General features: G+C 60.0%; 14 protein-coding genes and 2 pseudogenes. 8 read left to right on the plus strand and 8 right to left on the minus strand.

The genetic code is table 11. The features are described from left to right. The 3 genes and pseudogenes from ACRXB1_RS10275 to aceE form a co-directional block, all read right to left on the minus strand. Positions 1–128 (minus strand): annotated as a pseudogene (locus ACRXB1_RS10275) (ferritin-like domain-containing protein); the annotation flags it as partial. Between the two features lie 2 nt (positions 129–130). Next, positions 131–1021 (minus strand): annotated as a pseudogene (locus tag ACRXB1_RS10280) (biotin/lipoyl-containing protein); the annotation flags it as partial. A 101-nt stretch (positions 1022–1122) separates the two neighbouring features. Continuing rightward, positions 1123–3822, minus strand: a complete 2700-nt coding sequence (gene aceE / locus ACRXB1_RS10285) for a pyruvate dehydrogenase (acetyl-transferring), homodimeric type (protein WP_449491946.1) — start codon at positions 3820–3822, stop codon at positions 1123–1125. Positions 3823–4126: 304 nt separating this feature from the next. Between aceE and fixL the strand changes: the two genes are divergently transcribed. The 4 genes from fixL to ACRXB1_RS10305 all read left to right on the plus strand — a co-directional run bounded on the left by fixL (position 4127) and on the right by ACRXB1_RS10305 (position 10759). Further along, complete coding sequence (gene fixL / locus ACRXB1_RS10290) at positions 4127–6655, plus strand: oxygen sensor histidine kinase FixL (RefSeq protein WP_061999045.1); 2529 nt, start codon at positions 4127–4129, stop codon at positions 6653–6655. Beyond that, positions 6652–7299, plus strand: coding sequence for an oxygen response regulator transcription factor FixJ (gene fixJ / locus ACRXB1_RS10295; protein ID WP_060816916.1), 648 nt, complete (start codon positions 6652–6654; stop codon positions 7297–7299). The genes fixL and fixJ overlap by 4 nt, the downstream gene beginning before the upstream one ends. A 277-nt stretch (positions 7300–7576) precedes the next feature. Then, entirely contained in the window at positions 7577–8440 is an 864-nt protein-coding gene (gene folD, locus ACRXB1_RS10300; protein ID WP_075360470.1) for a bifunctional methylenetetrahydrofolate dehydrogenase/methenyltetrahydrofolate cyclohydrolase FolD, read from the plus strand. Positions 8441–8626: 186 nt separating this feature from the next. Further along, positions 8627–10759 (plus strand): M3 family metallopeptidase, encoded by a 2133-nt coding sequence (locus tag ACRXB1_RS10305; protein WP_449491947.1) that lies wholly within the window; start codon positions 8627–8629, stop codon positions 10757–10759. Between the two features lie 61 nt (positions 10760–10820). Here ACRXB1_RS10305 and ACRXB1_RS10310 read toward each other — a convergent pair whose 3' ends face one another. Continuing rightward, entirely contained in the window at positions 10821–12095 is a 1275-nt protein-coding gene (locus ACRXB1_RS10310; RefSeq protein WP_449491948.1) for an amidohydrolase family protein, read from the minus strand. Between the two features lie 194 nt (positions 12096–12289). Between ACRXB1_RS10310 and ACRXB1_RS10315 the strand changes: the two genes are divergently transcribed. From ACRXB1_RS10315 to xth, 3 genes are read left to right on the plus strand one after another with little or no spacing between them, the layout of a single operon-like run. Beyond that, complete coding sequence (locus ACRXB1_RS10315) at positions 12290–12559, plus strand: type II toxin-antitoxin system RelE/ParE family toxin (RefSeq protein WP_449491949.1); 270 nt, start codon at positions 12290–12292, stop codon at positions 12557–12559. Between the two features lie 52 nt (positions 12560–12611). Continuing rightward, complete coding sequence (locus ACRXB1_RS10320; protein WP_061999040.1) at positions 12612–12905, plus strand: addiction module antidote protein; 294 nt, start codon at positions 12612–12614, stop codon at positions 12903–12905. Between the two features lie 27 nt (positions 12906–12932). After that, positions 12933–13709, plus strand: a complete 777-nt coding sequence (gene xth / locus ACRXB1_RS10325) for an exodeoxyribonuclease III (RefSeq protein WP_449491950.1) — start codon at positions 12933–12935, stop codon at positions 13707–13709. A 33-nt stretch (positions 13710–13742) separates the two neighbouring features. On the opposite strand, the gene ntrC is transcribed toward xth, so the two are convergent. From ntrC to glnA, 3 genes are all read right to left on the minus strand, one after another. Beyond that, positions 13743–15242, minus strand: coding sequence for a nitrogen regulation protein NR(I) (ntrC, locus tag ACRXB1_RS10330; protein ID WP_174363402.1), 1500 nt, complete (start codon positions 15240–15242; stop codon positions 13743–13745). Positions 15243–15387: 145 nt separating this feature from the next. Beyond that, a complete protein-coding gene (gene glnL, locus ACRXB1_RS10335; RefSeq protein WP_061999037.1) occupies positions 15388–16533 on the minus strand; it encodes a nitrogen regulation protein NR(II) in 1146 nt (381 codons plus the stop codon). Positions 16534–16691: 158 nt separating this feature from the next. After that, positions 16692–18107, minus strand: a complete 1416-nt coding sequence (glnA, locus tag ACRXB1_RS10340; RefSeq protein WP_061999036.1) for a type I glutamate--ammonia ligase — start codon at positions 18105–18107, stop codon at positions 16692–16694. Positions 18108–18471: 364 nt separating this feature from the next. Here glnA and ACRXB1_RS10345 point away from each other — a divergent pair, with 364 nt between their 5' ends. Continuing rightward, positions 18472–18936, plus strand: a complete 465-nt coding sequence (locus ACRXB1_RS10345) for a rhodanese-like domain-containing protein (RefSeq protein ID WP_174363403.1) — start codon at positions 18472–18474, stop codon at positions 18934–18936. Between the two features lie 26 nt (positions 18937–18962). Here ACRXB1_RS10345 and ACRXB1_RS10350 read toward each other — a convergent pair. Further along, the coding region (locus tag ACRXB1_RS10350; RefSeq protein WP_449491951.1) for a competence/damage-inducible protein A at positions 18963–19520 on the minus strand (558 nt) is incomplete at its 5' end.

Raw genomic sequence — 19520 nt, forward strand, 5'->3', positions numbered from 1 at the left:
CGAACCAGCGCGTTCACGCGCGCTGCCAGCTCGCGGTTATGCGCTGTATCGTTCGCGCGATCCGGATAGCGGATGGCAAAAACGTGGCGCAACGCGATCTCGGAATCCTCGTTCTTGATTTCCATCATCCCTGACCCGTCATCACACCCTTCACGAACGCGGTGACGTCCGCCTGCGTGATGCGGCTCTTCGGACCGGTGCCCGAAACGTTCGATACATCCACGCCGAGTTCACGCGCGAACTTGCGCACGGAAGGCGATGCATGGCTCGACGTGCGCGCACCGCCTTCGCCAGCGGGAATTGCCGGAGCGAGCGCAAGTGCGGACGGCGCGTCTTTCTGAGCCGGAGCGGCTTGAGCGGGCGCAGCCGCCTTGGGTGCTTCCTGCTTCGGCGCTTCGTCTTTCGGCGCGGCAGGTGCAGCGGCGGGTGCCGATGAGCCAGCCCCACCTTCCAGCACGACGATCAATGTCCCTTCGGACACATTGTCGCCAACCTTGACCTTGAGTTCCTTGACCGTGCCCGCTGCGGGCGACGGCACGTCCATGGTGGCTTTATCGGATTCGAGCGTGACGAGCGATTGCTCTTTCTCGACCTTGTCGCCGATCTTCACGTTCACTTCGATAACCGGAATATCCTTGAAGTCGCCAATATCCGGCACCTTCACTTCAACCGATCCGCCGCCCGAAGATGCCGCTGGCGCAGCGGTTTCCGCGGTCTTTTCCTTGGCCGGTTCAGCCGGCTTTTCAGCAGCCTTGGGAGCAGCAGCAGGAGCGGCCGCCTCGCCACCTTCCAGCACGACGATCAACGTTCCTTCAGAAACGTTGTCGCCAACCTTGACCTTCACTTCCTTCACGACGCCGGCTGCCGAACTCGGCACGTCCATGGTCGCTTTATCGGATTCGAGCGTAACGAGCGATTGCTCTTTCTCAACCGTATCGCCCGCTTTCACCAGTACCTCGATCACCGGAATATCCGTGTAATCGCCGATATCCGGCACCTTGATTTCGATCGCTTGACTCATTGTTTATTGTCTCCTGGGTCGCGACGCGAAAATCGCCCTGGCACGAGGCTGACAGCCAGGGCCAAGGCGACTTCACGCAGCAACACTCGGGGGCCGATACGTTAAACCGTCATCGGGTTGGGTTTGGCGGGGTCGAGCTCGTACTTCTTGATCGCCTCGGCGACGACCTTGCGGTCGATAGTGCCTTCGTCGGCCAACGCGTTGAGCGCGGCGACGGTGACCCAGTAGCGGTCGACTTCGAAGAAGTGGCGCAGCTTTTCACGTGTGTCCGAACGGCCATAACCGTCCGTGCCGAGCACGACAAACTTGTTCGGCACGAAGCCGCGGATCTGGTCGACCAGCGCACGCACATAATCGGTCGATGCAATCACCGGACCCTTCGCGTCCTTCAGCAGCTTGGTCACGTGCGAGACCCGACGCTCTTCGGTCGGATGCAGCAGGTTCCAGCGCTCGACGTCCATGCCGTCGCGTGCGAGCTCGGTAAAGCTCGGAACGCTCCAGAGGTCGGCAGCGACATTCCAGTCGTTCTTCAGCAGGTCAGCGGCGGCGATTACTTCGTTGAAGATCGTGCCTGCGCCCATCAGTTGAACGCGCGGTGCCGTTGCGTCGGCATCCGACTTGCGGAACGCGTACATGCCCTTGACGATATCGGCCGCAACCGAATCGCTTTGCGGGATCGCCGGATGCTCGTAGTTCTCGTTCATGACCGTGACGTAGTAGTACACGTCTTCCTGCTCGGCCACCATGCGACGCAGGCCGTCCTGCATGATCACCGCGAGTTCGTAACCGAAGGTCGGGTCGTAGCTCACGCAGTTCGGGACGGACGCTGCCCACATCAGCGAGTGGCCGTCTTCGTGCTGCAGGCCTTCGCCGTTCAACGTCGTGCGTCCCGCCGTACCACCCAGCAGGAAGCCGCGCGAACGCATGTCGCCCGCCGCCCATGCCAGGTCGCCGATGCGCTGGAAGCCGAACATGGAATAGAAGATGTAGAACGGGATCATGATCTCGTTATGCGTGGAGTACGACGTCGCCGCCGCAATCCAGTCACACATCCCGCCGGCTTCGTTGATCCCTTCCTGCAGGATCTGGCCGGTTTCCGATTCACGATAGAACATCAACTGATCCGAATCTTCCGGCACATACTTCTGGCCGTCCTGATTCCAGATACCGATCTGGCGGAACAGCCCTTCCATGCCGAAGGTACGCGATTCATCCGGCACGATCGGAACGATCCGTTTGCCGAGCGCCTTGTCCTTCAACAGGATGTTCAGGATCCGCACGAACGCCATGGTCGTGGAGATCTCGCGGCCCGGACCCGTGCCCTTCAGCACCGGTTCGAACACCGACAGATCCGGCACCGGCAGCGACTCGGCCTTCTGACGGCGGGCCGGCAGGTAACCACCGAGTTCCTGGCGGCGAGCGCGCATGTACTCGAGTTCCTTCGAACCTTCTTCGAACGTCAGGTACGGCACGTCGGCGATCTGGTCGTCGGGAATCGGCAGCTTGAACTGGTCGCGAAATTTCTTCAGCTGATCCGTGTGCAGCTTCTTCTGCTGGTGCGTGATGTTCATGGCCTGACCGGCTTCGCCCATGCCATAACCCTTGATGGTCTTGGCGAGGATGACAGTCGGCTGGCCCTTCGTCTTCGATGCTTCCGCGTACGCCGCGTAGATCTTGTGCGGATCGTGACCGCCGCGATTCAGGTTCCAGATGTCTTCGTCGGACCACTCTGCAACCATCGCCTTGAGTTCCGGCGTGTTGAAGAAATGCTCGCGCACATATGCGCCCGATTCCGACTTGTACGTCTGATATTCGCCGTCGACCACTTCCATCATCCGGCGCATCAATGCACCGGTTTTATCGCGTGCGAAGAGCGAGTCCCAGCGGCTGCCCCACACCACCTTGATCACGTTCCAGCCGGCGCCGCGGAACTCGCTTTCGAGTTCCTGGATGATCTTGCCGTTGCCGCGCACGGGACCGTCGAGGCGCTGCAAGTTGCAGTTGATCACGAAGACGAGATTGTCCAGGCGCTCGCGACCGGCCATGCCGATTGCGCCGAGCGATTCCGGTTCGTCCGTTTCGCCGTCGCCGAGGAACGCCCAGACCTTGCGGTTGCCCGCCTTGGCGATACCGCGCGCATCGATGTACTTCATGAAGCGCGCTTGATAGATCGCCATGATCGGGCCGAGGCCCATCGATACGGTCGGGAATTGCCAGAAGTCCGGCATCAGCCACGGATGCGGATAAGACGAAATGCCCTCGCCGCCCACTTCCTGGCGGAAGTTGTCGAGCTGGCTCTGCTTCAGGCGGCCGAGCAGGAACGCGCGGGCATACACGCCAGGCGACGAGTGGCCTTGCACGAACACCAGGTCGCCGCCATGTTCGGGCGACGGCGCGTGCCAAAAGTGGTTGAAACCGACGTCATACAGCGTCGCCGCAGACGCGAACGAAGCGATATGACCGCCCACGTTCGTATCCTTGCCGGCGCGCAGCACCATGGCAATCGCGTTCCAGCGGGTGTACGAGCGGATCTTGTGTTCGATGTCCTGGTCGCCGGGAATCTTCGATTGGGCGGCGACCGGGATGGTATTGATGTAAGGCGTATTCGCCGAGAACGGTAGGTGTTCGCCGTGCACGCGTGCGAATTCGATCTGCTTTTCGATCAGGTAATGTGCGCGATCCGGGCCTTCCGCCGAGATTACGCCGTCGAGGGCTTCGAGCCACTCTGCGGTTTCCTGGGGATCTTCGTCGTCCTTGGCGTTGGCGACATATTTCATCACTTCGTCGGGTACAGCGGACATGCTCGTCTCCTGATTTGAGGAACGCTCTGTGAACAGACGACGCGAGCCTTATGGAAAACCACGGGATCAGCCGCGGAAAACAATGGGGACAAGCGCGCGTGCGGCAATTCTAAAGAGGCTATAAACGGTAACGCAAGCAATTTTTCGAATCATGAGAGGCAATCTCATAATGCGGAAAAATGCTGCAACGCACCGTGGGACAAGGACTTTTTGAGAGAGGTTTAGTGTCCTTGCAATCAAATGCCGGGCTTTTGAAGCCTTTTTACGCCTTTTAACAGTCCTTCGCTGCGTTACAATTGCGCGCATGTTGACCGACCGGCTTTTCGCACGCTCGGCCCGCTCGTCGAAGAAACTCAACGACACGGCGCCGACCCGCTGGCACCACGGACCGTGGTGGTCGAACTCGTATTTGCTCACGCCGCTGATATCCATTCTGGTGTTCCTCGTCGTGATGAGCCTCATCTTATGGAGTCTCAACCGGCGCGAGCAGCAGCAGCAAGAGGACACGCTGTATCGAAATGTCGCATGGGCGCAGCAGCAGATCCGGCTCTCCATGACCGGCGCGCAAGAACAGGTCCAGGCGCTCGCACGTGATATCGCGGCCGGCCACGGCGATCCCCAGTCGTTCCAGAGTTCCACGGGCGACATCATGCAGGGGCATCCCGAGATTCTCTACATGAACTGGTACACGGCGCTGCACAAACCGCGCTGGCCAAACACGCCGTTGCCCGTGCTGGGTTCGCGGCTCGCCAAACCCACGGACGCGCAGATGGACGACGCCGTCCAGGCCGCCTTCGACGAAGCCCGCACCACCCGCCGCCAGATTTACTCCCCCCTTATCTACGATGACGTCGGCAACGGCTACATCACGCTGCAGACACCGGTGTATCGCGATCGCGAGTTTCTGGGCTCGATAGCGGCGGTGTTTTCCATCGAAGGGATTCTGAAGCACGACATTCCCTCCGAGCTTTCCGCGAAGTACAAGATTTCCATCACCGATCTGAACAACCGCGAACTCGCGACGACGTCGACCCGGCCACGCTTGCCGCGCGACATGTTCTACGATTTGCCGCTCGATCCGCCGGGACAAGGGGTGTCGGTACGCGTTTATTCGTTCCCGCAACTCACCAATTTCACCAACAACACGCTCGTCTGGCTCGTCGCCGGGTTGTCGTGTTTCGTGTTGTGGAGCTTGTGGAGTCTTTGGAAACACACGCGGCAACGTTTCGAAGCGCAGCAGGCGCTTTACGCCGAAGCATTCTTTCGCCGCGCGATGGAAAACTCGGTGCTCATCGGCATGCGCGTGCTCGACATGCACGGCCGGATCACGCACGTGAACCCGGCGTTTTGCCGCATGACGGGCTGGGACGAAAGCGATCTGGTCGGCAAGGTGGCGCCCTTCCCGTACTGGCCGAAAGACGCGTACCCCGAGATGCAGCGGCAACTCGACATGACATTGCGCGGCAAGGCGCCATCGTCCGGATTTGAACTGCGCGTGCGTCGCAAGGACGGTTCGTTCTTCCATGCACGGCTTTACGTGTCGCCGCTGATCGACAGTTCAGGGCGCCAGACCGGCTGGATGTCTTCCATGACCGACATCACCGAGCCGCGCCGCGCCCGCGAGGACCTCGCCGCTGCGCACGAGCGCTTCACGACCGTGCTCGAAAGCCTCGACGCCGCCGTGTCCGTGCTAGCCGCCGACGAAGCCGAACTGCTGTTCGCGAACCGCTATTACCGGCATCTGTTCGGCATCCGTCCGGACGGCCATCTCGAACTTGCGGGCGCGGGTTTCGATACGGCCCAGGCGTCGTCCGATTCCATCGATATGGTCGATACCTACGCCGGCCTGCCCGCCACTGCGCTGACCGAAAGTACATCGGACGCGCAGGAAGTGTATGTGGAAGGCATCCAGAAATGGTTCGAAGTACGCCGCCAGTACATCCAGTGGGTGGACGGTCACCTCGCACAGATGCAGATCGCGACCGACATCACCACGCGCAAACAAGCGCAGGAACTCGCCGATCAGCAGGAAGAAAAGCTGCAATTCACCAGCCGCCTGATGACGATGGGCGAGATGGCGTCATCGCTTGCGCATGAACTGAATCAGCCGCTCGCCGCGATCAATAACTACTGTTCGGGTTGCGTCGCGCTCGTGAAATCGGGGCGGATGACGCAGGACGCGCTGCTGCCCGTGCTCGAAAAAACCGCGCAGCAGGCGGTGCGTGCGGGCATGATCATCAAGCGCATCCGCGAATTCGTGAAGCGCAGCGAGCCAAAGCGGCAGCCGACGCGTGTCAGTGACATCGTGGCGGACGCCGTGGGTCTTGCGGAAATCGAAGCACGCAAGCGCAAGATCCGAATACTCACCGAAATCCGTTCGCGCATGCCGGTGATCCATGTGGACCCGGTGCTGATCGAACAAGTGCTCGTGAACTTGCTGAAGAACGCGGCCGAAGCCATGCACGACGCCAAGCCGAACGCCGTCGATCCGGTGATCCGCGTGGTCGTGCAGCGCACCGACGGCGGTTTCGTGTGCATCAGCGTGGTCGACCAGGGGCCGGGCGTGGACGAAGCCACCGCCGAGCGCCTGTTCGAGCCGTTCTACAGCACCAAGTCCGACGGCATGGGCATGGGGCTGAATATTTGCAGGTCGATCATCGAATCGCATCGTGGACGGCTTTGGGTGGTGAACAATATCGACACCGCCGGCCAGGTCACGGGTGCAACATTCCATTGCAGTTTGCCAATCGGAGAAGCCGACAGTCCGGGTAATAGCGGGCAGGAGGCTCTCAGCCATCAACCCACACAACAAACTGTTACGGGAGAGCTATGAGCACAGTCACCACTCAGGAAACGGTGTTTGTCGTCGATGACGACGAGGCCGTGCGTGATTCTTTGCGCTGGCTGCTTGAAGCCAATGGCTACCGCGTCTCGTGTTTCGCGAGCGCTGAAGCGTACCTCGATGCTTACCTCCCGATCGCCCATTCCGGCGCGATCTCGTGCCTGATACTCGATGTGCGCATGTCCGGCATGAGCGGTCTCGAGTTGCAGGAAAAGCTGATCGCCGAGAATTCGCTGCTGCCGATCATCTTCGTGACGGGTCACGGCGACGTGCCCATGGCTGTCTCGACCATGAAGAAGGGCGCGATGGATTTCATCGAAAAGCCGTTCGATGAAGCCGAGTTGCGCAAGCTCGTGGAACGCATGCTCGACAAGGCGCGTACCGAAAGCTCGAGCGTGCAGCAGCAGCGTGCTGCGGCCGAGCGGCTGGGCAAACTGACTGCGCGCGAACACCAGGTGCTTGAGCGGATCATCGCGGGGCGCCTGAACAAGCAGATCGCTGATGACCTCGGAATCAGCATCAAGACGGTCGAGGCACATCGGGCGAATATCATGGAGAAGCTTTCCGTGAATACCGTTGCCGACTTGCTGAGGCTCGCGCTTTCCAACAAGCCGCAGACGCAGCAGGCGCAGTAAGGTTTTACCGTTACATCGGCGCGCCGGTTGTCAGGCCGGCGGCGCCGGTGTTGCAACTTCGCCGAACGATCGGCTTGCGCGTTCAGCATTCGCTACGAACGCGCCTCAACACCAGCTTTTACCCTTCCCGGCACCTCTCCCCATACAAATCCGCCGAGCCATGGCGGGTATAATTCAAGTCTGACCGCAACGTTACGCCTGTGGAATTCCATCGGCACGACAGCCTCCCGCGCTCTGCGCCCTTCAAGCACCCGGCGGCCTCCCCGCCCAGATTCCTATGACTGCCCAAATCATCGACGGCAATGCCCTCTCCAAGACCATTCGCGCCGATGTCGCTTTACGCGCCGCCGCGTTGACCGCCCGTGGCCAGCAGCCGGGCCTCGCCGTTGTCCTCGTCGGCGAGAATCCGGCCAGTGAAGTCTACGTGCGCAACAAGGTCAAGGCGTGCCAGGACAACGGCCTGCATTCCGTGTTCGATCGTTACCCGTCCACGCTCACGGAAAGCGAATTGCTGACCCGTATCGACGACCTGAACAACGATCCGAACGTCCACGGCATTCTGATCCAGCTGCCGCTGCCGAAACATATCGACAGCCACAAGGTCATCGAAGCAATCGCGCCGGCGAAGGATGTCGACGGCTTCAACGTCGAGAATGCGGGCGCCCTGATGACCGGCAAGCCGTTGTTCCGTCCCTGCACCCCCTATGGCGTGATGAAGATGTTCGAGGCGCACAAAATCGCGCTGGAAGGCGCGAATGCGGTCGTGATCGGGCGCTCGAACATCGTCGGCAAGCCGATGGCCATGCTGCTGCTCGAAGCCGGCGCCACGGTCACCATCACGCACAGCAAGACGCGCGATCTGGCGGCGCTCACGCGCCACGCGGATGTGGTCGTCGCGGCGACGGGCCGGCGCAACATCCTGACCGCGGATATGCTCAAGCCAGGCGCAACGGTAATCGATGTCGGCATGAACCGGGACGAAAACGGCAAACTGTGCGGCGACGTGGACTTTGCGAATGTAAAGGAAGTTGCCGGATTCATTACGCCGGTGCCGGGCGGTGTCGGGCCGATGACGATCACCATGCTGCTGGTGAATACCATCGAAGCTGCGGAACGAACAATGCAGCAGGATCGCGACTGATTCACCGCGCGACGCTCGTGCCTGTCAAGTGCGTGATGCATCAATCGCCGCCGTAGTCAGAAACGATTTGAGAATTGGCCAAGGCGTCCCCACAATAGATTGATCACCGTCAATTCGGCGCGTTACGTTTGTCCGGCGCGCCGTTGCGTTTTTTCTTAAAGATTTTCATCCGAGACCGGGAGAGTCATGTCCAGTTCGACACCATCGAATACCGCGAATCAAGCTCAGTCCCAAGTCCAGGGCAACCCGCTGCTCGACTTCTCCGACCTGCCCCTTTTCAACGATATCAAGCCTGAACACGTCACGCCCGCGCTCGACGTGCTGCTCGCCGACGCAAAAGCCGCGGTCGATCATGCCGCCGCGCCCGAAACACCGGCGACGTGGCATGACATCGTGGAAAGTGTCGAGCGCGCGAGCGAACGGTTGTCACGTGCCTGGGGCGTCATCGGCCACTTGAACGCCGTCGCCGATACCCCCGAATTGCGCGCCGCCCATGCCGAAAATCTGCCGCGCGTGACCGAGTTCTCAGCAAGTGTTGGACAGAATCTGGCGCTCTACGAGAAATACAAGGCCATCGCCGCGAGCGACGAACACGCAACACTTACAGCCGAGCAGAAGAAGTTGCTCAGCAATGAGTTGCGCGGTTTCCGTTTGTCAGGCGCCGAGTTGCCCGAGGACAAGAAACCACGCTTCGCGCGTCTTCAGGAAGAACAGGCGGCGCTGTCGAAGGCATTTTCCGATCACGTGCTCGATGCCACCAACGCGTTTTCGTACATCGTGACAAATGAGAGCGAGCTTGCCGGCTTGCCGGAAGATGTGATCCAGGCAGCGCGCGAAGCCGCGCAGAAAGAAGGCGTCGAAGGCTGGAAGTTCACGCTGCATTTCCCGTCGTATTTCCCGGTCATGCAATACGCAGAACACCGGCCGCTGCGTGAAGCGATGTATCGCGCGTATGTGACGCGGGCGTCCGAGCTCGGCGCGAACTACGGCCGAGGCAAGCCCGAATGGGACAACACGGCGAACGTGGTCGAGCAATTGAAGCTGCGCGACGAAGAAGCGCACGCGCTCGGCTACCAGAATTTCGCCGAGGTTTCCCTCGCGCCGAAGATGGCCGAGTCGCCGGCGCAAGTGGTCTCGTTCCTGGAAGACCTCGCGGTGCGCGCACGTCCGCACGCGGAACAGGACTGGATGGAGTTGCGCGCGTTCGCCGCGACCGAACTCGGCATGCCGGAACTGCAGCCGTGGGATTCGACCTTCGCCGCCGAACGTCTGCGCCAGCAACGCTACTCGTTTTCTGAAAACGAAGTGAAGCAGTACTTCCCGCAGGAAGCCGTGTTGAAGGGCTTGTTCAAGGTCACGGAGACCTTGTTCGGCGTGTCGATTCGTCGCGATGAAGCTCCCGTCTGGAACCAGGACGTGCGCTTTTTCCGTGTCGAAAACAAGGATGGCTCGCTGGTCGCACAGTTCTATCTGGATCTGTATGCGCGCGAAGGCAAGCGTGGCGGCGCATGGATGGACGACGCCCGCTCACGCCGCAAAAGCCAGGATGGCGGCGTGCAGACACCGGTTGCGTACCTGACCTGCAACTTTTCAGCGCCAGTCGGTGGAAAGCCCGCCTGCTTCACGCACGACGAAGTCATCACCCTGTTCCACGAATTCGGCCATGGGTTGCATCACATGCTTACGCGCGTCGATGAACTCGGCGTCTCCGGCATCAATGGCGTCGAATGGGACGCGGTCGAGCTGCCGTCGCAATTCATGGAGAACTTCTGCTGGGAATGGGACGTCCTCACCGACATGTCCGGTCACGTCGATACGGGCGCCACGTTGCCGCGCGAACTCTTCGACAAGATGCTGGCAGCCAAGAACTTCCAGAGCGGCCTGGGCACATTGCGCCAGATCGTACTGTCCATGTTCGACATCCAGCTTCACAGCAACTACGATCCGGCAGGCGCTACCAACGTCAACGACTTCGCGCGTGAGATCAACGAGCGCTTCCACGTCGTGCCGCAGGCGCCCTTCTCACGCTGGACCAATACCTTCACGCATATTTTCGCGGGCGGGTACGCGGCGGGGTACTACAGCTACAAGTGGGCGGAAGTGTTGTCGGCGGATGCGTACGCGGCTTTCGAAGAAGCGGCGAAGCTCCGCGGCGGTTCGGTGCTGGATGCAGAAACGGGTGTCCGGTATCGTCGCGAGATTCTCGAGGTTGGCGGGAGCCGGCCGGCGATGGACTCGTTCAAGGCGTTCCGCGGTCGTGAGCCGAATATCGATGCGCTGTTGAGGCATAACGGCATGTCGCCGACCGCTGCGCATTGATTGTTTTTTTTGAGTTGATGAAGCGGTCCCTCTCGGGGCCGCTTTTTTTTGATCAACGGCTTTAGCGGTCGAGCCTGAAATTCACTTCCTCCGGCCGCCCCTCGAGGCTCAACTTCGCCCGCATCGACGGTGAACGGCTGATCACCTTCCCTCGTCGAAGCACAGCCGTGCGTGCCGCCCGTAGTCGAATCGCTTCGACAGGATCACGCGCGTCCAGCACCACGCAATCCGCGTTGTTACCCACGGCAATCCCATATCCTTCGATACCCAGGATCTTCGCCGGTGTCGCAGTCACCGCTTCGAATGCGGCGCGCATGGCGTCGATGCCCGTCATCTGCGCCACGTGCAATCCCATATGCGCCACCTCGAGCATGTCGCCGGAACCGAGGCTGTACCAGGGGTCCATCACGCAGTCGTGGCCAAACGCAACGTCGACGCCCGCCGCCATCAGTTCAGGCACGCGCGTCATGCCGCGACGCTTCGGGTAAGTATCGGCGCGCCCCTGCAGCGTGATGTTGATCAACGGATTTGCGATTGCGGCCACGCCCGAATCGCGGATCAACGGGATCAGCTTGCTCACGTAGTAGTTGTCCATGGAGTGCATCGACGTCAAGTGCGAGCCGGTCACACGCCCCTGCAACCCCAGCCGATGCGTCTGCGCCGCCAGCGTTTCGATATGCCGCGACATGGGGTCATCGGATTCATCGCAATGCATGTCCACGCGCAAGCCCTTCTCTGCTGCAAACTCGCACAACAGCCGCACAGACTCGGCGCCGTCGGCCATCGTGCGCTCGAAATGCGGAATGCCGCCGACGACGTCGACGCCCATCGATATTGCACGCTTCAAATTCTCGAAAGCGCCTTTGCTGCGCAAGATGCCGTCTTGCGGGAACGCAACGAGTTGCAGGTCGAGATATGGCTTCACTCGACGCTTCACTTCGAGCAGCGCTTCCACCGCAAGCAGACGCGGATCGCACACGTCGACATGAGAACGGATCGCGAGCAGACCGCGTGCGACGGCCCAGTCGCAATATTGCATCGCTCGATCGACCAGCGCCTCTTGCGTGAGCTCAGGCTTCAGTTCACCCCACAATGCGATGCCTTCCAGCAGCGTTCCCGACGCGTTCACGCGCGGCAAGCCGTAGGACAGCGTAGCGTCCATGTGGAAATGCGCATCGATGAACGGCGCCGTGACGAGAGCACCCGCAGCGTCGATTTCTTCAGGCGCCGTGGCGTCGAGCCGCGGCTCGATGGCGGCAAAGCGGCCGTCTTTGATGCCGATATCCACAGGATCGCGCGAGTGGGCGAGCGCGGCGCGTCGAATGATCAGGTCCATGGGGCTCGTCCTTTCGCTGAGGTGTTCTGGACATTGTAGCGGGACAGAAAGAAGAATTTCGAGCGTACGGGCCGCGTTAGCCATTCGGTCGACTTCAAGAGCGAGAGCGCGCAGGTCAAAGTAATCCCTGTGATCTGACTGCCACACCCCACTAAACGATATCTTGAATCACTGTATCCAATGAGATACACTCGATGCCAGATATCCCGCTCGACTCTTACTCGGGATTCACGTGCATGACCAACACCATCAATCAAACGCGTGAATTTTCAGGTTGGCTGTTGAGCGTAAAAGACCTGAGCGCACGTGCCACGATCCTGGTCCGGATCAAGCGCGCAGCGAAGGGTAATTTCGGTGACTGCCACGACGTTGGCGAAAGCGTCTGGGAAATGCGGATCCATACAGGCGCGGGGTATCGTGTTTACTATGTGCGCGACGGCCTGACTGCAAGCAAGGGCAAGTAGCGGATATCGCCCGAGCGAAGGGCATGTGGCAGCGAATCAGACAGGAACGGAAATGAACTCCACTCAAATTTCAGCATTCGACGCATCCGACTATCTCGATAGCGAAGAGGCCATCGCGGCTTATCTGAATGAAGCGCTTGCTTCGGGCGACTCGGATATTCTGCTCTCGGCGCTTGCCGACGTCGTAAAGGCACGCGGCATGTCGAAGGTCGCCTCCGACGCCGGCGTGCAGCGCGAAAGCCTTTACAAGTCGCTCTCCGAAGGCGCGAAACCCCGGTTCGAAACCATCCAGAAAGTAGCGGCCGCGCTGGGCGTCAAACTCGTCGCCGTGCCGCTGCATCACTGATCAGAGTCAAACCCAAACATTTACTTCATGAAAATTGCCACCTGGAACGTCAACTCCCTCAAAGTCCGCCAGCAGCACGTTATCGACTGGCTGGCAACGAGCGGCGTCGATGTGCTGTGCCTGCAGGAACTCAAACTCACTGACGACAAATTTCCCGTGGCCGAACTTGAAGCTGCTGGCTACAAGAGCTGGTACGCAGGCCAGAAGACCTACAACGGCGTCGGTATTCTGGTGCGCAGCAGTTTGAGCGTCGATGAAACCACGATCGTGCGCAACATCCCCGCGTCCGAGGATCCGCAACAACGCGTGATTGCCCTGACGGTCGAAGGCGTCCGGATCATCTCGGCCTATTTTCCGAATGGACAAGCGCCCGGCACCGAAAAGTTCGCATACAAGATGCGTTGGCTGGAAGCGCTGCGCGACTGGATAGAAGTTGAAATGAAAACCTATTCGCAACTGGCGCTGCTCGGCGACTACAACATCGCGCCGGAAGACCGCGACGTTCACGATCCAAAAGCATGGGAAGGCCAGAACCTCGTTTCGCCCGATGAGCGTGCGCACTTCGTGCAACTTATCGACCTCGGTCTCACCGATACTTTCCGCAAATTCGAGCAGCCGGAGAAACTATTCACTTGGTGGGATTATCGGATGCTCGGATTCCGCCGTAACGCGGGGTTGCGCATCGATCACATTCTGGTGACTGCGGAACTCGCCGCACGCTGCAGCGCTTGCGAAGTCGACAAGGTGCCGAGAAAGTGGGAACAGCCGTCGGATCACGCACCGGTTATCGCGACCATTGATTGAATGAAGCGGGGACGAAATCGTCCCCGCTTCACGTCACGCGTCCAGATGCAGTTCCTGGATCTTTCGTGTGATCGTATTGCGGCCAATGCCCAGGCGCTCAGCCGCTTCCACCTTGCGGCCACGCGTGAAATCGAGGGCCTCGCGAATCACCGCGGCTTCAAACCGTCGAGCGAGTTCGTCCATGACATCGGCGGTATTTTCGCGCAACAGTCGCGCGACCTCAGTACGCAAGCCGTTTTCCCAGATGCTCGCGGCAATGCCGGCCGGTGCAGCGCCGAGTGCAACCGGCGCGCCATTCGGACCACTCGCCAAACCCGCGCTCGTTCCGCCCTCCACCGCCGACGCTGTGAGCGCCGTACTTTCGCCTGCATATTCCTGAGTCGGCGTGAGATCGGGCGGCAGATCCTTGCGCTCGATGGTCTGCGCCGGCGCCATCACGGTCAGCCAGTTGCAGAGGTTCTCAAGCTGCCGGACGTTGCCCGGAAACGGCAGCGACGCAAGGAACGCCAGCGCATCTTCAGACACGCGCTTGGGTTCCACACCGAGGTCGCGCGCACTCTTTTGCAGGAAATGGCGGGTGAGCAGCGGAATGTCCTCGCTACGTTCGCGCATCGCGGGAAGCCTCAAACGGATGACGTTCAGCCGGTGATACAAGTCCTCGCGAAACAGGCCCTGGCGTACACGAGACTCAAGGTTCTGATGAGTGGCCGCGATCACACGAACATTCGCCTTCAACGGGTTGTGCCCGCCTACGCGATAAAACTGGCCATCGGATAACACGCGCAGCAAGCGCGTTTGAAGATCGAACGGCATGTCGCCGATTTCATCTAGGAACAGCGTGCCGTTTTCCGCCTGCTCGAAGCGCCCCTGACGCATGGCCTGCGCGCCCGTGAACGCGCCACGTTCGTGACCGAACAACTCGGACTCGAGCAGGTCCTTCGGAATCGCCGCGGTGTTCAGCGCGATGAAGGGCCCGTTCGCGCGCGGGCTATGGCGGTGCAGCGCGCGGGCGACAAGCTCCTTTCCGGTGCCTGATTCGCCCGTGATGAGCACGGTGGCGGCGGAATGTGACAGACGGCCGATCGCGCGAAACATGTCCTGCATCGCCGGTGCCTGGCCCAGCATCTCGGGCGTTTCGGTGACGCTGTTGTCGTAGGCGGCTTCGCCGCGCATGCTTTCATCGACCGCGCGGCGGATGAGTTCGACCGCCTTGTCCACGTCGAACGGCTTGGCGAGATACTCGAACGCGCCACCCTGGAACGCGGCGACGGCGCTGTCGAGATCGGAGAACGCCGTCATGATGATGACCGGCAGACCGGGCAGCTTGTCGCGCACCGTTTGCAGCAATTCGAGGCCCGAGCCACCCGGCATGCGAATGTCGGACACGAGCACTTGCGGGCTTTCCTGTTCGAGTGCGGTCAGCGCGTCGCGGACGCCGGAAAAACTGCGCGTCGCGAAGTTCTCTCTTGCGAGGGCTTTTTCAAGCACCCAGCGGATGGATTGGTCATCGTCTACTATCCAGATCGGCTTCATATAGTTCGGCGAGATGTCTTCGTGTGGTTCGGTTTAAGCCCGTCGAAACGGTCAGGCGCATGAGCGCTTTTCAAGATGTCGATGAACCCTCGTGATTGATCGTTCAATGACTGCCGCGATTGCGTTGGTTGCCGGGCGAGGCCGTTCATCCTTCGAACGGCAACAGGATCGTGAATTCGGTGCAGCCTGGCTTGCTTTCCACTTCGATCAACCCGTCGTGTTGCTGCACGAAAGTTTGCGCAAGCGTGAGGCCAAGTCCGCTGCCGTCTTCTCGTCCTGATACGAGCGGATAAAAGATCCGGTCGCGTATCTCTTCCGGGATGCCCGGACCGTTGTCAGTGATATGCAAGTCCAGTGCCAGTTTGTGTAAGCGTTTGCCGATTGTCACCTTGCGCGCGATGCGTGTGCGCAATTCAATACGTGCATCGCCTTGCGAAATCCGTTCGCGCAGCGCTTCTGCCGCGTTTCGAACGATGTTGAGCAGCGCCTGGATAAGCTGCTCCTTGTCGCCGCGCAGGTCGGGCACGCTCACGTCGTAATCGCGGTCGAGCGTGAGGCCACGCGGAAACTCCGCGAGAATCACGGCGCGCACGCGCTCGCACACCTCATGGATATTCACATCGCCCACGATATGCGGATGCCGATGCGGTTCAAGCAACCGGTCGACCAATGTCTGCAGCCGGTCCGATTCCTTGATGATCACTTGCGTGTATTCGCGCAGTTCATCGCGCTCACGCGCGCCGAGTTCGAACTCCAGCAGTTGTGCAGCGCCTCGAATACCGCCAAGCGGATTCTTGATTTCGTGCGCGAGATTGCGGATCAGTTGCTTGTTGACCGCGGTCAGATCGTGAATACGTTCTTCGCGGTCGGTCTTCAGGTGCCGCTCGTTCTCGAAGAGTTCGAGCAGCACGTAATTGGGCGCCACTTCCAGATAAGCGACGATCGCATGAACATGCAGCGGCTCGCGACCGGGGCGTTCGAGCACGGCATCGAGATGGGTCGCGTTAAACCTGTGATCGGCAATGGACGCAATGGTCGTCACCAGCTCGTCTGCGTTGGCGAACAATTCGGGCCACGCGGTTTGAGCCAGTTGCCTGCGCGAGCGTTCCAGCATGGCTTCCGCCGACGGATTCGCAAATGCGATCTTCAGCGTCGACTTGTCCAGCACGAGCACGACCGTGGGCAACGCTTCCATGCCCGGCAGCAGATTGGTGGCGACGAGCGTCGCGTCGTCGGACAGCGAATTGTCGGGAGGACTCTTTCTCGCCTTGATGAGATTCTTAAGAACCATCGTGCAGTGAGACCCGGTCTTGAAACTGGTGAGACGAAGATCCGGCGATTAAAAAAGGGACGGCGCGCCGTCCCTTTTCCGTTCACCTGACACTTCTGCTTCGCATCGAGCGGCATGCTTTTCCGACTACCGGAAACTGAAGCATGCGCGCCATCCGCTTACAGCGAGTAGTACATCTCGAATTCGATCGGATGCACAGCCTGGCGATAGCGCTGCAATTCCGTCGTCTTCAATTCGATATACGCGTCGAGCATCGAATCCGTGAACACGCCACCGACCGTCAGGAACTCGCGGTCAGCGTCGAGTGCGTCGAGCGCCTGATCCAGGCCGGCACACACGGTCGGAATCTTTGCATCTTCTTCCGGCGGCAGGTCATACAGGTTCTTGTCTGCTGCTTCGCCCGGATGGATCTTGTTCTGCACGCCGTCGAGACCGGCCATCATCAGCGCCGAGAAGCACAGGTACGGGTTTGCCATCGGATCCGGGAAACGCGTTTCGATACGGCGGCCCTTCGGATTCGACACGTGCGGAATGCGGATCGATGCCGAACGGTTCTTGGCCGAGTAAGCGAGCTTCACCGGTGCTTCGAAGTGCGGCACGAGACGCTTGTACGAGTTCGTCGACGGGTTCGTGATCGCGTTCAGCGCGCGAGCATGCTTGATGATTCCGCCGATGTAGAACAGCGCGAATTCCGACAGACCCGCATAACCGTCGCCGGCGAACAGGTTCTTGCCGTCCTTCCAGATCGACTGGTGAACGTGCATGCCCGAACCGTTGTCGCCAACGATCGGCTTCGGCATGAACGTTGCCGTCTTGCCGTACGTGTGCGCCACGTTCTGTACGATGTACTTCAGTTGTTGCGTCCAGTCAGCGCGCTGAACCAGCGTCGAGAACTTCGTGCCGATTTCGTTTTGGCCTTGACCTGCTACTTCATGGTGATGCACTTCGACCGGGATGCCGATTTGCTCGAGCAGCAGGCACATTTCCGAACGGATGTCCTGGAACGTGTCGACCGGCGCAACCGGGAAGTAACCGCCCTTCGTGCCCGGACGGTGACCAGTGTTGCCGCCTTCGAATTCCATCGACGACGACCACGGTGCCTCTTCCGAACCCACCTTGACGAAGCAGCCCGACTGGTCTGCGCTCCAGCGCACCGAGTCGAAAATGAAGAATTCCGGCTCCGGACCGAAGAACGCTGCGTCGCCGAGACCCGAGCTCTTCAGGTAGGCTTCAGCGCGTTTTGCCAGCGAACGCGGGTCGCGTTCATAGCCCTTGCCGTCCGACGGTTCCACGACGTCGCACGACATCACGAGCGTCGACTCTTCATAAAACGGGTCGATAAACGCAGTGTCCGCATCCGGGATCAGCAGCATGTCCGACGCTTCGATGCCCTTCCATCCGGCGATAGACGAACCGTCGAAAGCGTGGCCGCTTTCAAATTTGTCTTCGTCGAATGCCGAGACCGGCACCGAAACGTGTTGCTCTTTACCGCGCGTGTCGGTGAAACGGAAGTCGACAAACTTGACGTCCTCGTCCTTGACGAGTTGCATGACGTCGGCCACGGATTTGCTCATTACCTATCTCCTGATTAACAAAATCGACGAACATTTATTCGCCGCCTAACCGATTCGAAACCATCGGCATAGTCAAAAGCAGCTTCCATGCCAACTGCACCATTATTGCGCTAAGCAGTTGAAGCTGCGCGCTTTTTCGGGGAAGCCGCACACACTTTAAAACTTCGCATCTACTGCAGCAAACCCCAAATGCACTTTTTTAGTGCATAGAGGCCAGCAACTCATAACGTTAGCACTGATTCAGGGCGATTCACACTCTGCGCACCTTTTTGATGCGCGTCCATAGTCTTACGTTGCGCGCTTTGATACCACGATCCGCACGCTAGAATGCCTCATTAAAATGTCCGATTGGAGACCTTCGTTCATGAGCACGCTCGAACAGTTGTATTCCCAGGGTATCGGCCGCGCTGCTGAGAATCAGCTTTCCTACGCCGGCGCTGTTCTTCCGGCAGAAGCCTTTGAGCTTCTGCAACTCGATCCTTCTGTGCGCCTTGTCGACGTCCGCACGCGCGCTGAACTGGATTGGGTCGGTCGTCCTGCCATCGATACTGCGCAGTACACGCACATCGAATGGATCCAATACCCGGGGTCCGTTCCAAACACGGCCTTCATCGAGCAATTACGCGAGGTCGCCGCGCCCGATACACCGATCCTGTTTCTCTGCCGCAGCGCTGCACGCTCAAAGCTTGCGGCCGTAGCGGCAGAAAAGGCAGGCTTCACAAACGCCTTCGACCTGCTCGAAGGCTTTGAAGGCGACAAGGACGCCCAAGGTCACCGCAAGACCATTACGGGATGGTGCTTTCGCGGCCTGCCCTGGCTCGGCGCATAAATCGTTGAGCCAGCGCCGGCTCAGTCTTAGTGGCCCGCGCCCGGCTCGACTTCGACTATCTCGCCGCCTAGCGCAGTCACGCCCTCGCGCAGCCGTTCGAACGCCGCATTGGCCGCCTCCGGCTCACCCTTCACGCCGAGATCGATATGGGCGCGCCCGAACACTTCACCGCGCGAGGCATCCCCGACGCTCGGCAAGCTGAAAACGCGCACGCCCGCAAAATCGTGTTCAATGGATTCCATGAGCGGCGTAATCCGCGATTCAGGCAAGCCAAATACGAACAGCGACCGCTCGACATATGGCGTCGCGTGATGCAAATCGGTGTATTTGGTATCGAGCACCCATTCGATCATCGGCCACGCCATGACCGGAAATCCCGGCACGAAATGAACGTCGCCGACCGAAAATCCGGGAATGCGGTTGTAGCTGTTGGGAATGATGCTCGCTCCCATCGGAAACGTTCCCATGTTCAACCGGTGCAGGTTGTCTGGTGCGTTCAGGTCGGCGGGTTTGTCGCCCGCCGTTTCGCGGATGCGCGCGCGAATCAGCTCGGCCGCTTCCGGATGCAGTTCAAGCGGCACGCA

The organism is Caballeronia sp. M23-90, assembly GCF_053574605.1.

Bases quoted from the DNA above. Each gene is read 5' to 3' on its own strand.
- aceE (WP_449491946.1), bottom strand. From the start codon at position 3,822: ATGTCCGCTGTACCCGACGAAGTGATGAAATATGTCGCCAACGCCAAG.
- fixL (WP_061999045.1), top strand. From the start codon at position 4,127: ATGTTGACCGACCGGCTTTTCGCACGCTCGGCCCGCTCGTCGAAGAAA.
- fixJ (WP_060816916.1), top strand. From the start codon at position 6,652: ATGAGCACAGTCACCACTCAGGAAACGGTGTTTGTCGTCGATGACGAC.
- folD (WP_075360470.1), top strand. From the start codon at position 7,577: ATGACTGCCCAAATCATCGACGGCAATGCCCTCTCCAAGACCATTCGC.
- ACRXB1_RS10305 (WP_449491947.1), top strand. From the start codon at position 8,627: ATGTCCAGTTCGACACCATCGAATACCGCGAATCAAGCTCAGTCCCAA.
- ACRXB1_RS10310 (WP_449491948.1), bottom strand. From the start codon at position 12,095: ATGGACCTGATCATTCGACGCGCCGCGCTCGCCCACTCGCGCGATCCT.
- ACRXB1_RS10315 (WP_449491949.1), top strand. From the start codon at position 12,290: ATGCCAGATATCCCGCTCGACTCTTACTCGGGATTCACGTGCATGACC.
- ACRXB1_RS10320 (WP_061999040.1), top strand. From the start codon at position 12,612: ATGAACTCCACTCAAATTTCAGCATTCGACGCATCCGACTATCTCGAT.
- xth (WP_449491950.1), top strand. From the start codon at position 12,933: ATGAAAATTGCCACCTGGAACGTCAACTCCCTCAAAGTCCGCCAGCAG.
- ntrC (WP_174363402.1), bottom strand. From the start codon at position 15,242: ATGAAGCCGATCTGGATAGTAGACGATGACCAATCCATCCGCTGGGTG.
- glnL (WP_061999037.1), bottom strand. From the start codon at position 16,533: ATGGTTCTTAAGAATCTCATCAAGGCGAGAAAGAGTCCTCCCGACAAT.
- glnA (WP_061999036.1), bottom strand. From the start codon at position 18,107: ATGAGCAAATCCGTGGCCGACGTCATGCAACTCGTCAAGGACGAGGAC.
- ACRXB1_RS10345 (WP_174363403.1), top strand. From the start codon at position 18,472: ATGAGCACGCTCGAACAGTTGTATTCCCAGGGTATCGGCCGCGCTGCT.